At 65.5% G+C, this 11,842-nt stretch carries 15 protein-coding genes and 1 pseudogene; 7 read left to right on the top strand and 9 right to left on the bottom strand.

From position 1 onward, the window contains the following. Nucleotides 1–36: 36 nt before the first annotated feature. From ACFLEY_RS16945 to ACFLEY_RS16935, 3 genes and pseudogenes are all read right to left on the bottom strand, one after another. Entirely contained in the window at nt 37–750 is a 714-nt protein-coding gene (locus ACFLEY_RS16945) for a class I SAM-dependent methyltransferase (RefSeq protein ID WP_060908019.1), read from the bottom strand. An 80-nt stretch (nt 751–830) separates the two neighbouring features. Further along, nucleotides 831–1,550, bottom strand: coding sequence for a bifunctional 2-polyprenyl-6-hydroxyphenol methylase/3-demethylubiquinol 3-O-methyltransferase UbiG (locus ACFLEY_RS16940; protein WP_011088254.1), 720 nt, complete (start codon nt 1,548–1,550; stop codon nt 831–833). 245 nt (nt 1,551–1,795) lie between these two features. Beyond that, a pseudogene (locus ACFLEY_RS16935) lies at nt 1,796–2,140 on the bottom strand (methyl-accepting chemotaxis protein); the annotation flags it as partial. A gap of 237 nt (nt 2,141–2,377) precedes the next feature. Here ACFLEY_RS16935 and ACFLEY_RS16930 point away from each other — a divergent pair. Beyond that, the gene (locus ACFLEY_RS16930) at nt 2,378–2,566 is read left to right on the top strand and encodes a hypothetical protein (RefSeq protein WP_306421876.1); all 189 of its coding nucleotides are present in this window, start codon (nt 2,378–2,380) and stop codon (nt 2,564–2,566) included. Between the two features lie 3 nt (nt 2,567–2,569). Here ACFLEY_RS16930 and ACFLEY_RS16925 read toward each other — a convergent pair whose 3' ends face one another. Next, complete coding sequence (locus ACFLEY_RS16925; protein WP_028175886.1) at nt 2,570–2,749, bottom strand: hypothetical protein; 180 nt, start codon at nt 2,747–2,749, stop codon at nt 2,570–2,572. Between the two features lie 103 nt (nt 2,750–2,852). On the opposite strand from ACFLEY_RS16925, the gene ACFLEY_RS16920 reads away from it, so the two are divergent. Together ACFLEY_RS16920 and ACFLEY_RS16915 are read left to right on the top strand one after the other, a co-directional pair. Beyond that, nucleotides 2,853–3,242: a hypothetical protein gene (locus ACFLEY_RS16920; protein ID WP_182872004.1), complete on the top strand. Its 390-nt coding sequence runs from the start codon at nt 2,853–2,855 to the stop codon at nt 3,240–3,242. A gap of 305 nt (nt 3,243–3,547) precedes the next feature. Next, nucleotides 3,548–3,802, top strand: a complete 255-nt coding sequence (locus ACFLEY_RS16915) for a hypothetical protein (RefSeq protein ID WP_011088256.1) — start codon at nt 3,548–3,550, stop codon at nt 3,800–3,802. Nucleotides 3,803–3,823: 21 nt separating this feature from the next. Here ACFLEY_RS16915 and ACFLEY_RS16910 read toward each other — a convergent pair whose 3' ends face one another. From ACFLEY_RS16910 to ACFLEY_RS16895, 4 genes are all read right to left on the bottom strand, one after another. Beyond that, on the bottom strand, nt 3,824–4,066 hold the full coding sequence (locus ACFLEY_RS16910) for a DUF6719 family protein (RefSeq protein WP_011088257.1): 243 nt from the start codon (nt 4,064–4,066) through the stop codon (nt 3,824–3,826). Nucleotides 4,067–4,320: 254 nt separating this feature from the next. Continuing rightward, entirely contained in the window at nt 4,321–5,028 is a 708-nt protein-coding gene (locus ACFLEY_RS16905; RefSeq protein ID WP_060912591.1) for an outer membrane protein, read from the bottom strand. A gap of 286 nt (nt 5,029–5,314) precedes the next feature. Further along, nucleotides 5,315–5,749: a hypothetical protein gene (locus ACFLEY_RS16900; RefSeq protein ID WP_171901102.1), complete on the bottom strand. Its 435-nt coding sequence runs from the start codon at nt 5,747–5,749 to the stop codon at nt 5,315–5,317. A 196-nt stretch (nt 5,750–5,945) separates the two neighbouring features. Beyond that, nucleotides 5,946–6,302 (bottom strand): His-rich protein BRANT, encoded by a 357-nt coding sequence (locus ACFLEY_RS16895; protein ID WP_060908021.1) that lies wholly within the window; start codon nt 6,300–6,302, stop codon nt 5,946–5,948. Between the two features lie 251 nt (nt 6,303–6,553). On the opposite strand from ACFLEY_RS16895, the gene ACFLEY_RS16890 reads away from it, so the two are divergent. Both ACFLEY_RS16890 and ACFLEY_RS16885 read left to right on the top strand, forming a co-directional pair. Further along, a complete protein-coding gene (locus tag ACFLEY_RS16890) occupies nt 6,554–7,096 on the top strand; it encodes a lipopolysaccharide assembly protein LapB (protein ID WP_028175881.1) in 543 nt (180 codons plus the stop codon). Nucleotides 7,097–7,204: 108 nt separating this feature from the next. Beyond that, entirely contained in the window at nt 7,205–8,590 is a 1,386-nt protein-coding gene (locus ACFLEY_RS16885) for a serine hydrolase domain-containing protein (protein ID WP_396604701.1), read from the top strand. On the opposite strand, the gene ACFLEY_RS16880 is transcribed toward ACFLEY_RS16885, so the two are convergent. After that, entirely contained in the window at nt 8,580–10,142 is a 1,563-nt protein-coding gene (locus ACFLEY_RS16880; RefSeq protein WP_060908023.1) for a S10 family peptidase, read from the bottom strand. The two genes, ACFLEY_RS16885 and ACFLEY_RS16880, sit on opposite strands and share 11 nt — an antisense overlap. Before the next feature lie 247 nt (nt 10,143–10,389). Between ACFLEY_RS16880 and ACFLEY_RS16875 the strand changes: the two genes are divergently transcribed. Together ACFLEY_RS16875 and ACFLEY_RS16870 are read left to right on the top strand one after the other, a co-directional pair. Then, nucleotides 10,390–11,169, top strand: coding sequence for an NAD kinase (locus ACFLEY_RS16875; RefSeq protein WP_060908024.1), 780 nt, complete (start codon nt 10,390–10,392; stop codon nt 11,167–11,169). Between the two features lie 109 nt (nt 11,170–11,278). Beyond that, on the top strand, nt 11,279–11,824 hold the full coding sequence (locus ACFLEY_RS16870; protein ID WP_008549760.1) for a response regulator: 546 nt from the start codon (nt 11,279–11,281) through the stop codon (nt 11,822–11,824). Nucleotides 11,825–11,842 lie beyond the last annotated feature (18 nt).

Genomic DNA, 11,842 nt, shown 5'->3' with positions numbered 1-11,842 from the left:
CATTCGCGGAGGCAACGGGCGTCCCGCGTGCGTCCGTCACATCCCCGTGGCAATGCGGATGCGATCAGGCAATTCATCCAGCCGCCAGAGCCCGAGGCTCTTGTCGCGCCAGCCACCGCCGCCCTCCTCGCAGCGCTCGTTGATCAGTTCGCGCGGCGCCGGCCAGTTGAACGGCGCCGTCGCCATGTTCAGCGCGCGCCAGTCGCCGTCCTCGCAGTCGCGATTTGCATCCCATTCGGGAAACGTCGTGACCAGCAGGAAGCGCGCGCCGCTCGCACGAAAGTTCGTGACGGCGCGAGCGATGTTGTCGAAGCTCAAATGAACCAGGCAGTCGCGGCACAGGATCAAGTCGGCCGCCGGCAGCGTATCGCGCGTGATGTCCGCGACGCGGAAGCGGCCGGCCAGTTCACCTCGTGCCGCGCGCTCGCTATTGGCCTCGATCAGCGACGGCACGATGTCGATGCCGGTGTAGTCGAGATCGAGCTTCATGCGGCCGATCCAGCCCGCATCGCCGCAGGGCGCATCGAGCAGCGAGCGCGCGCCGAGCCGTTGCAGCAGTGCAGGAAGCGCCTCCCGGATCGCGGCCGTGGCGGGATCCTCCGAGCCGAGGCCCGAGACCGAGCCGGCCGCGCCCCACAGGTTCGTCTTCTCGATCCGCTCGAACCGCGCGGCGAGATCGAGGGCCGCGAAATTGTCACGGTCGGCAACGAAGCGTTCGTGGGCGAGCACGGGCGGACGATTGGGGATCATCGGACGCTTCCAAATCCAGATTCCATCGCGAGCGCAGTCTACACGCGAAACGTCGCGTCAGAAATCACAGGCCTTTCCACTCAAGCCGGCTTCTGCCACTCCATCATGTGAAAGTAGGGCACCCGGCGATGAAGGTCGTTTCTGCGGGGGTCGCCGCTTGTGGGCTCCGGTTCGACAAACAGTCGCAGCTGGAGGCCGTGGTCGAGCAGCAGCGTCATGTAGGTGCCGAGCGGACGATGCCAGTTCTGGAGCCGGATGCCGCGCCAGCTCAGCCAGATCGGGCGCTCGTCCATGTAGTGATCGATGGCGAAGCGCATCTCGCCCTTGCGGTCACGTGCCCAGCCGTCGGGCTGGCCCGCGGTGTTGAAGCTGGTCAGATTGGCGATGAGCAGCGTGCCGCCCGGCCGGAGCGCCCCCACCATCTTCGCGATCGCCGTACCGAGATCGGGAATGTCAATCAGGCTGAGATAGCTGACCACCAGATCGAAACAAGCATCGATATCCATCGTCTCGGCACGACCGAGCCGATAATCCCCGCGGGGGTCGAGCTCCCTAGCGCGCGCGAGTAGCGCCTCGGTCGGATCGATGCCGGTGGTGCGGATGCCGGCGCGCTGCATGATGCGGCAGAAGCGTCCCTCCCCGCAGCCGACGTCGAGCGCATTGCGGAAACCGCGGCCCTCGATCCGCGCGCGCATCGGCGCATCCAGCACGAAGCGGCGGCCGTAGTCGCCGTCCTCACCCTGCTCGATGATCCAGGCGGCCGCGGACGCGGCCCAGCCGTCGTCGACATCGTCGGTCATGGGCTGCCTTCGAAGGGGCGCGGACGCCGAACGCCGCGGGGACGGCTACTGATCACAGATTGGATCAGAATTCAACATCAGGTAGCATGCGCACCCGATGCGCCCTACCACGCCCAAAGAGAACGCCAGGATCGCCGCCGGCGCGATTACGGCCGTCGTCATGACGGCCATGCTGTTCGTCATCGCGCTAGCGTTGCTGCTGCCGCAATAGAGACTCTTGGCGCGGCGGATGCCGCCGCGCGGACTCAGGCGGCACGCACCGTCCGGAGGAATTTTCCGACCTCGTCCTTCAGCCGGTTGCTGTCGGTCGCCAGCATCTTTGCGGTCGAGAGCACCTGCAAGGAGGCCGAGCCGGTTTCGGCCGCGCCGCGCTGCACGTCGGTGACGTTCGAGGAGACCTGCTGGGTGCCGTGGGCGGCCTGCTGCACGTTGCGCGAGATCTCCTGGGTCGCGGCGCCCTGCTCCTCGACCGCCGCGGGAATGGTCGAGGACACTTCCGAGAGCCGCTCGATCGTCGCGGAGATGTCGCGGATCGCGTTCACCGATTCCTGGGTCGCGGTCTGGATGCCGGAAATCTGCAGGCTGATCTCGTTGACCGAGGAGGGCAGCTCTTCCGTGGCGGTGGCAACCGAGTGCACGGACCATGTCGCGGCGACGCTGCTCGGCCGCCTGCTTCTCGGGCTGCGCCGCCTTGAGCCGCTCCACTTCGAGTCCGTTGGACTTGAACACTTCGACCGTCCTGGCCATGTCGCCGATCTGGTGCGGAACCAAGCACATACGTCGCTCGTTCTTGCCCCATGCGGATCGGGGCAGACCATCGAGACATATTGTTACTTGGGGCGGTGACGCTGTGCTGCGTCGTCGTGGCCGGCGCTCTTGCGCTGTACGAGCCCGTCTTTGGACAGGCTCCGGAGAGGCAGGTCGCCGACAGCAGGCCGGTCGAGGCCGCAGCCCCGGCGGCGGTCCGGGTGGTCGGTGCGCCCTTCGTGCCCAACGTCAACCCGCGCGAGCGATAGCGCTCACCTCTGGGATGTGCCCTTCGGAGACGTGCCCTCGCCCTCCCCGGGCTGGCCATGGGCCCGCGCCAATTCCTCGGCGAACGCGATCACCTCCGCCCGCTTGTCGGGCGGCAGCGACAGGAACGCGCGAACGAGCCTCAATCCTTCGGCTTCATCCGCCTGCTCTTTTCCGGCATCCATCCGCCCACTGTCGGGCGACCGGGAAAAATATGCAATCCCTCGGAGGATATCTTCTTGATTCGTCCCTCGAGCTTTGGTGGAGTACCCCTAACGGGGGTGGCCCATGAAGTGGATCCGAGAGCGCGACGCATTGATCGCGCAGACACTGGCCTTCGTCCAATCGGTAACCGGCAAGAAGGATGACCTCCATCCGCCGGAAAGCCCGCCTGCTGCATTCGCGGTGACCACGGAAATCGTGACCGTGCAGGCCATCGCGATCGAAACCGACCCGCCACCGGCCGTATCTCCGCCCGCCCCTCAAGCTCGGCCCGTCCAGGTCCCGCCGCCCCGCACGGGTGGCGATTTCCGTACCGAGATGCAGGCCAGGATCGCAAATTTCCGCAAGCATCAGGAGCGGTTCGAGCGCGAGCGCGAGGAATATTGCGCGGCGACCCTGACAAAAGTCCGCGCCGCCATCCGCGACGCCGGCCCTCGTCCACCGGCCGCCAAGTAAGGCAGGCCGTCCGTCTGGCGACCTACAGCCAGGACCAAACCAGCCAGAGATTGGCTGCGCAGGCGCCGAGCAGCGCCACCGTCAGCGGCAGGAGCATGTGCCCGCAGGAGGTTTTCAGGTCGCTCGTCATGGCCGAAAACATCCGCTGATTCCGGCCGGAGAGTCCCAGGGATTCTTTTTTTGGAGATTCAGGACTCGTTTACGACTCAAGGACCCCGGGCACCGCGATCACGGCGCCGTGATCAACCGCCGGCCGGAACCCCTCGCCATTGAAGTCGTTAACGCGCTTTCCGGGAGCGGGAAGAATGCCCTACGCCTTGTTTTGCAACGATGCCCAGATCAGCAAGGCCTATCCTGATGAGTCCGACGTCTGGAAATTGGCGCAGCGGAGCGGTCTCGTCGTGGATGTCAGCGCCGACGACAACCGTGCCGGGCCGCGGCGTGTGCTCGACAACGACTACGAGATTAAGCCCTGCCGGGCAGCGCAGGGCGAGGACCCCGCCACGAACAAGGCGGAGGCCGAGCGCCAGTCCAGGATAGAGCTTCAGTTGAATTTGTGAGGTCGGGCCGGAAGCCGGGGTTCAGGGCGTCGCGGTCGCCAGCGATGCCTGCTCGCCGGCCAGCGCCACGCAGGCCTTGCGGCGGTGCAGCCCGCGGATCGCGCCGGTGACCTTCAACACCTTGCCGGACGGACAGGACGCGTCCTTGACGAAGGCCACCTCGTAAGGTGCCAGCATCAGAGGCTCGGATTTGAGGATTGTTTGAGCAGTGCACGGCCCGCCGACGAAGCACACGAGCACCGCTGCCGACACCAAGATACGCATGACCGTCGTCCCACCAGCCCGATAATTCTCATATAACGCGTTCCGGAGCGCGAGTTCCGTAAGCGGCAAAAATTATTTTTGCTTTACGCCAGCCCCATGACACGCGTGAGAAGGCGCGCGCCGGAATGTTTGCTTGCAAATGACGCGCCAGATGGTTCACGCAAAGCAAAGAACCGGCCGCCAGCACGGGCCGGCACACGAGAAAAGGCCGGCGGGAGCCGGCCTTTGTCAGAGCTGGGATTGCCGCTGGCGGGTCAGTAGCGCGAGGCTGACGGACCACCCCAGCCGAAGCGGTAGTTCACACCGACCTTGACGGTATGCTCGTCCTCCCGGCCGCGGACGCCGACGATGTCGGCCGGCCCGGAGGTGAAGGTGGTGCTGCCGAAATTGTAGTACTGGTACTCGGCCTTGGCCGACCAGCTCGGCGCGAACATGTATTCGAGGCCGGCACCGACGGTGTAGCCGTCCTTGTTGTTACCGGTGGCGGTGAAGCCCTGCGGCACGCCGGCGACGTTGACGCCAAGGCCGCCATTGCGCCAGGCGTAACCACCCTTGGCGTAGACCAGCGCCGGACCCCAAGTGTAGCCGATCCGGCCAGTCACCGACCCGAGCTGGTCGGTATTGGACGTCACCTGCGTTCCCAGCGGGAACGTGACACCGTTGTTGTTGGTCGGCAGCCAGGAATACTGGGCCTCGACACCGACGACCCAATTGGGCGCGAACTGGTAGTCGAAGCCACCCTGCACACCGCCGAGGAAGCGGGCGTCGCTCGACTGGAAGCTGCTGTCGCCGGCGAACGCGCCGCCGACATGGCCGCCGATGTAGAACCCGGTCCAGTTGTAGATCACCTGCGGCGGCGTATAGGCCGGTGCCTTGGTATAGGCGCGCGGCTGGATGTCGGCCGCTGCGGCCGGCGCGGCCAGCGCAAGCAGAGCGACTGCGCCCAGCAAGATCGTTTTCATGATCATCCCCGTTCTTTCAAATTCGACACTCAGGAAACAACGTGGCGTGAATTAGGTTGCTTCGCGGCGATGCCGGAACGTTGATCGTTCGCTACTGTGACGGGGTGGCAACATCGCGATTTTGTTCCGTCACGTTGCCCTGCACCGGCTGTTTTGTCGCCTGCGCAAGGCTTGCCGTAACAATCTGTCGCAAGGCGAACCCGCCCCGTTCAAAGCTCGCCAAAATGTGATCCAGCGGCTCCGGCGACTGCAGTCCTAGCACCAGCCGATGAAGGCGGGCTTTGCGCTACCGCATCATCTTTTCCAGTTCCGGAAAGGGTGCGTAAACCGCACCGGTACAGAGCTCGCTGGCGCGATCGAGAACACGGTCGGCCCGTCCGTTGACGAAGACGACGGCGCGCTCGCGCATGCCCTTGTAGCTGCCGTCGGTCTCGCGGGGCGTGAAGCGCAGGCAGCTCACGTAGAACTGCCGGCCGCCGAGCTCGCGCAACACCGGCTCGGCCATGCCGGCCTCGCGCAAGCCGACCGGATTGTTCAGATAGGCGCGCATCAGGGCGAGCGTGTCACCGCGGAAATTGTCGGGAAAAGGCTGAGGACCTCCAGCCTGGGTCCCATCCATCAGGGTTGGACGGTCACCGTCGCTGCCGAAACACGCTGCGAGCGTCAGCGGCAATGCCAGGATCAATAGCAGGCTCACCGCACGTTTCGCCAATCGCCCCACAGGTCACGCTCTCCGCTCGTTCAGACTCGGAGATGTTCTAGCCCCAAGGTTGCACGAAGGGAATTCGCTTGCAGGCGCACCGGCCCGCCGCCGGTGCCTTGCGCTTTCGCGCAAGGCACCGAGACAGCGGACCGGGCCTGAATTCCGCACGCGGCGGCGGGGCAATGCCAGGGATGCCGCCGCGCGGGATCAGTCGTTAGCTGCGCTTCTCGGTCGTCACCGGCTTGGTCGCGTCCGGCTGCGCCTTCAGCGACTTCTTGGCCGACAGATGCTTGTGGTGATGGCGATGCGTCCGCACGGTCTTGTGCTCGTCGGGCGTGACCGCGGCGTTCGCATTCATCGTCTTCGACTTGGTGTCGACCTTGGCGTCCGCCTTGACGTCGGCGGCCTTGACGCCGGCATCCGGTTTCGCGGCGGTGTTCGACACCTTGGTCTGGCTCTGGTCCGCCTTGATCACCGGCGCGGTCGTGGTGGTCTTGCCGGCCTCGGCGGCGAAGGCCGGGGCTGCGATCACGGAAGCTGCGAGCAAGGCTGCGGAAATGGTCTTCAACATGGTTGGTCTCCTCTTGGAAGGATCTTCAGGCGGGCGCCCTCTCGCCAACCCTTCGATCGTAGGTGGGAGCCTAGGCCTCGCGCGCTGAACCCAGTCTGAAGCCGGTTGCAGGCTTCCGTTCATCTGGATGACAAGTTTGTCATCTGCCCAGGGCGAATAGATCGTGCGAAGCGGGAATGTTTTCGCCCGTTGGGTGTTCCGGTCTTCGGGCAATCGTGTAGGATCGCCACGTTCCATACGGGAGAACTTAGATGCGCAAACTCTCAATGCTTCTGCTGCCGGGGCTCGTTTCCATGACGCTCGCAGCCGGGCCGGTGCTGACCAGCGCCTATGCCGCGGGGAGCGACGAGCCCTCGTCGCCGCCGAAGTCGGACACTTCGACCAAGAAGGGCAAGAAGAAGAGCTCGTCCGTCAGCGATCCGAAATTCCTTGCTGCCTATCGCACCGCCTACACCACGATCTACGACAATCATGACTACACCGGCGCGATCGATCAGTTGAAGTCGCTCAAGCGCGACGACGTCGCCGACGTTGCCAATCTGATCGGCTATTCCTATCGCAAGCTCGGCGACTACCAGTCGTCGAAGGTCTATTACGAGCTGGCGCTGAAGGACGATCCGAACCACGTCCGCACCTGGCAGTATTACGGCCTCTGGCAGCTCGAGCAGGGCAACCGCGAGCAGGCGCAGTATCACCTGAACAAGATCGCCTCGCTCGCCGGCACCGACAGCTCCGAGTATCGCTCGCTTGCCGCGGCGCTGGACAAGCCGACCGGCGCGACGCTCGTCTACTAAGCCATCCCGTTTCCGAACGACGCGAACCGGCACAACCTAGGGGTTGTGCCGGTTCTGCTTTCTCGGCTAGCCTCGCGCACCAATCCTTCCCTCGCAAATCGGTGCGCAATGGACACGTGGCTGCGATCCGCGATCGACTACATCAGCTCCTGGATCGAATTCCAGCAGACGACAATCCAGCAGCCGGGCGTCATCGTCGCATTCGCCCATCGCGGCGAGGTCGTCGCCGAGCATGCATTTGGCGTTGCCAATCTCGACACCGGCGAAAAGCTCACGCCGCGCCACCGCTTCCGCATCGCCTCGCACTCCAAGAGTTTTACCTCGGCTGGCATCATGAAGCTGCGCGAGCAGCGCAAGCTTCGACTCGACGATTCCGTTGGGCAGTATGTCGGCGGCCTGCATCCGCGCGTCGCCGAGACCACGATCGCGCAACTGCTCTCGCACCGCGCCGGGCTGACGCGCGACGGCGCCGATTCCGGACAGTTCATCGATCGTCGTCCGTATCTGAACGCGGAGGAGTTGCTCGCGGAGCTGAAGCTACCGACCGCGATCGAGCCCGGCACGCGCTTCAAATATTCCAATCACGGCTTTGGCCTGCTCGGTCTCGTGATCGAAGCGGTGACGAAGGAGCCCTACACCGCCTGGATCAAGCGCGAGATCATCGAACCCGCGGGTTTGCGCGAGACCGAGCCGGACGCGCTGCTCCCCAAAGGTGCGGCGTTCGCACGCGGTCACACGCGAAAAGTGCCGCTGGGCGAGCGCTGCGTGATCCCCGGCGACAATCCCACACATGCGATGGCGTCCGCCACGGGCTTCGCCGCCACCGCCGCCGATACGGCGCGTTTCTTCGCGCAGCTCGCGCCCAACGCAAGAAAGAGCGTGCTGTCGGTCGCCAGCCGCCGCGAGATGACACGACATCATTGGCGTATCCCGCAGAGTTTCGAGGCCTATTACGGCTTGGGCATCGGCGCCGGCAAGCTCGACGGCTGGGACTGGCTCGGCCATGGCGGTCACTTCCAGGGCTATATCTCGCGGACCTGCGCCATTCCCGCCTGCGAGCTCGCGATCAGCATCATCAGCAACTCCATCGACGGCGCTGCGCCGTTCTGGATGGACGGCGCGATGCAGATCCTGCGAACGTTCAAGACCCGCGGCGCACCCGACCGGCGCGTAAGCGACTGGACCGGCCGCTGGTGGACGATCTGGGGCGCGACTGACCTCGTGCCGATGGGCGACCGTGTGCTCATCGCCAACCCGCAGTTCAACAATCCGTTCATGGATGCCGGCGAGATCGAGGTGACCGGCCGCGATACCGGCAGGATTGCCGCCGCCGCCGGCCATTCAAGTCATGGCGAGCCGGTGCGCCGCGTCCGCGATGCTCGCGGCAAGGTCAGCGACATCTGGCTCGCCGGCGCCAACGTCAAGCCTGCGAGCGTCGTCGCCCGCGAGATCGCGCGCCAATATCCACCGCGCAAGCGTCGGCCTACTCCCTGATCAATCCCTCGACCTCGCCACGAAGCGCCTGCCGCGAGCCGTCGCGCGAATAGAACATGTGGCCGCCGGGATAGACGACGAACTTGATCCGCTGCGTCGCGAAGGCCGGCAACTGGTCGAGCACCCGCTTGGATCCGAAATAGGGCGTGGCGAGATCGAACAGGCCATGCGCGACCAGCACGTTCAGCTTCGCGTCGGCGGCGAGGACCTGCCGCAGATCCGACACCGACTGCGGCGGGTTGATGCCGCGGCCGAAATCCCACTGCCCCTCGACGGCGCCGTTGAGGACTTCATAGGAGCCGTCCGGCCGCCAGTTGAGCTTGCGTGTCAGGACGTCCACCGCGGCGCTCGTCAACGGCGCCTGGAGCGCGTCGCCCGAGGGATCGCCGAAACGCGAATTGCCCGAATCCGGGTAGGGATCGAGGCCGCGGACCGAGGCATCGTAGCGTCCCGTCACCTTGCCGTTCTTGCGGTCGAACTCGCGGCGGAATTCACCGATGTCGAAGCGGCCGGCGAGCCTGCGGCTCACCGCCCGGTCGATGCCGGTGAGCTCGGCGACCTTGTCGGCAAGGCGATTGGTGGCCTCCTTGTCGGCCTCGCCCTTGACGAGGTCGGCCAGGAATTCGCCGCGCGCGTAAGCCTCCACGTCGGCGAGATCGGCGCGCTTGATCGGTCCTTTGGCCTCGCGCGCCACCGCCACATAGCTCGGCAGCGTTGCGACATATTGCAGGAGGCTGGTGCCGGTGAACTCGCGGAAGTCGAGCAGCGGCGACACCAGGATCAATCCCCTGACGCCGACGCCGTGCTGGATCTGCAGCTGGCGCACCACCTTCGGCCCGCGAATGCCGCCATAACTCTCGCCTGCAACGTATTTCGGCGAGACCAGCCGGTCATGCCTCTCGAGCCAGCGGCGGATCACCAGCGCGATCGCATTGACGTCACCGTCGACGGAATAGAAGGACTTGCGCGCGTCCTCGCCGGTCGCAACGAACCGGCTGTAGCCGGTGCCGACGGGATCGATGAAGACGAGATCGGTGAAATCAAGCCAGGTCTCCGCGTTCGGCTTCACCTCGGGCGAGGCCGATGGCGAAAGGGCTTCGCCATCGAGCGGCAGCCGCCACGGGCCCGCAGCGCCGAACTGCAGCCATGCCGAGGACGCGCCGGGTCCGCCGTTGAACAGGAACGTCACGGGACGCGTCGCGCGGTCTGAACCGTCGAGCTCATAGGATGTGTAGGCGATGTCGGCCAGCGGCTCGCCCTTGCCATCGAACACGCGGATCGAGCCGGCGGTTGCGGCGAAGTTGAGCGTGCGACCGGGCAGATCGAGCGTCTGCTTCGTGGTCGAATCCGAGGGAAGACGGTGCGGCTCGGCGGCCGACGGCGAAGCTTGCGGCGCGCTTTGCGTGCCGCCGCCGCGTCCGCCTTTCTGTCCGGCCGGCGCCGCCGTCTCAGATCGCGGCTGCGGCGGATCGTCCGCACGCGCAAGGCCCGCAAGCGCGAAGGCCGACACCGCCAGCACCAGGATCGCGCGGCTCGGCAAACTCGTGGTCATGATCGTTCTCCCTGCCGGCTGTGAGAGCCCGGCGAGCCCAAAAGACTAGCGCAAAATTGCGACGGTTTGGGGGATTGTGGACTCGAGGGCGCCCAAGGAGGCCGATCGGGCTCGAAACGACCCGGTTTCGTCCCGAATCGGCAGCCGCCCGTTTGCCTTGAAGGGCGGTCATCCTCGACAATGCAGGCCCGGGTGTATAGACGAGCCCGGCGGAACTTACTCGAGCCAGCGGCCCTGCCCGGAAGCCATGATCAAGCCAGCGCGCTACGACCGGATCGCCTTCGTCGCCAGCCCGAGCAGCGAGGCGCAGGCCGCCTTCGGCCAGCTCACCAGCGATTATGGCAATTGCGACCCGAACGAAGCCGACATCGTGGTCGCGCTCGGCGGCGACGGGTTGATGCTCCAGACGCTGCACCAGAACATGCACACGGGAAAGCCGATCTACGGCATGCACCGCGGCACGGTCGGCTTCCTGATGAACGAATACTCGACGCACGATTTGCGTGCGCGGCTCGAGGCGGCACAGGAGTCCGAGATCAATCCGCTGCTGATGCGCGCGACCGACGTCAACGACCGCGTCCACCTGCACCACGCTATCAACGAGGTCGCGCTGTTCCGTCAGACCTACCAGGCGGCACGCTTGCGGATCCTGATCGACGAGCGCGAGCGGATGCCCGAGCTGATCGCCGACGGCATCATGGTGGCGACGCCGGCAGGCTCGACCGCCTACAACCTGTCCGCCCAGGGACCGATCCTGCCGATCAACGCCGCGCTGCTGGCGCTGACCCCGATCAGCGCCTTCCGCCCCCGCCGCTGGCGCGGCGCGCTGCTGCCCAACACGGCCTATGTCGTGATCGAGGTGCTGGAGGGCGACAAGCGCCCCGTCGCCGCGGTCGCCGACCACGATGAGGTGCGCGACGTCCGCCGCGTCGAGGTGCTGTCCGACAAGACCATCTCGATGCGCATGCTGTTCGACCCCGGCCACAGCCTGGAAGAGCGTATTTTGCGCGAGCAGTTCGGGTACTGAGCCCCCTGCCCGGCGCCTTGACCGGCGCTTTGGGACGCCCGGTCGCAACCCTTCGTTAACCCCCGCCACGATATGGTTAACGAAGGTTGACCGCTCTGGCCCAGGCGTCATGTTCCGCATCGATTTCAACAAGCTGCGCTTCCTCGTCTGCGACGACAATCCGCACATGCGCCGCATCCTGCGGACGCTGCTGCATTCCTTCGGCGCGCGCGAAGTTTACGAGGCCGAGGACGGCGCCACGGCGCTGGAAATGTACAGCCACTACGTGCCCGACATCGTCATCACCGACTGGGCGATGCCGATCTTCGACGGGCTCGAGCTCGCGCAGATGATCCGGCAGCCGGAATCCAAGGGCAATCCTTACGCGCCGATCATCATGCTGACCGGCCATTCCGAGAAGCGCCGCGTCACGGTCGCGCGCGATGCCGGCGTCACCGAATTCCTGGCCAAGCCGATCTCGGCCAAGGGGCTCTATCAGCGCATCCTCAACGTGGTCGCCAATCCCCGGCCCTTCATCAAGACCAAGACCTATTTCGGTCCGGACCGGCGCCGCAACACCAACTCCGCCTATATGGGCCCTGAGCGCCGTGTCGGCGAAAAGCACGAGGTGCTGCAGCAGCCCTCGCTGCTCGACAAGGCCCGCTCCTCCATCTAGCGCAACGTCTCACGCGAG

This window comes from Bradyrhizobium sp. YCK136, from assembly GCF_044570075.1.
GTDB lineage: Bacteria > Pseudomonadota > Alphaproteobacteria > Rhizobiales > Xanthobacteraceae > Bradyrhizobium > Bradyrhizobium diazoefficiens.
This window is presented reverse-complemented; position numbering and strand designations above follow the sequence as displayed.

Coding starts and splice junctions, on each gene's coding strand:
- ACFLEY_RS16945 (WP_060908019.1), bottom strand. CDS start 750: ATGATCCCCAATCGTCCGCCCGTGCTCGCCCACGAACGCTTCGTTGCC.
- ACFLEY_RS16940 (WP_011088254.1), bottom strand. CDS start 1,550: ATGACCGACGATGTCGACGACGGCTGGGCCGCGTCCGCGGCCGCCTGG.
- ACFLEY_RS16925 (WP_028175886.1), bottom strand. CDS start 2,749: ATGGATGCCGGAAAAGAGCAGGCGGATGAAGCCGAAGGATTGAGGCTC.
- ACFLEY_RS16920 (WP_182872004.1), top strand. CDS start 2,853: ATGAAGTGGATCCGAGAGCGCGACGCATTGATCGCGCAGACACTGGCC.
- ACFLEY_RS16915 (WP_011088256.1), top strand. CDS start 3,548: ATGCCCTACGCCTTGTTTTGCAACGATGCCCAGATCAGCAAGGCCTAT.
- ACFLEY_RS16910 (WP_011088257.1), bottom strand. CDS start 4,066: ATGCGTATCTTGGTGTCGGCAGCGGTGCTCGTGTGCTTCGTCGGCGGG.
- ACFLEY_RS16905 (WP_060912591.1), bottom strand. CDS start 5,028: ATGAAAACGATCTTGCTGGGCGCAGTCGCTCTGCTTGCGCTGGCCGCG.
- ACFLEY_RS16895 (WP_060908021.1), bottom strand. CDS start 6,302: ATGTTGAAGACCATTTCCGCAGCCTTGCTCGCAGCTTCCGTGATCGCA.
- ACFLEY_RS16890 (WP_028175881.1), top strand. CDS start 6,554: ATGCGCAAACTCTCAATGCTTCTGCTGCCGGGGCTCGTTTCCATGACG.
- ACFLEY_RS16885 (WP_396604701.1), top strand. CDS start 7,205: ATGGACACGTGGCTGCGATCCGCGATCGACTACATCAGCTCCTGGATC.
- ACFLEY_RS16880 (WP_060908023.1), bottom strand. CDS start 10,142: ATGACCACGAGTTTGCCGAGCCGCGCGATCCTGGTGCTGGCGGTGTCG.
- ACFLEY_RS16875 (WP_060908024.1), top strand. CDS start 10,390: ATGATCAAGCCAGCGCGCTACGACCGGATCGCCTTCGTCGCCAGCCCG.
- ACFLEY_RS16870 (WP_008549760.1), top strand. CDS start 11,279: ATGTTCCGCATCGATTTCAACAAGCTGCGCTTCCTCGTCTGCGACGAC.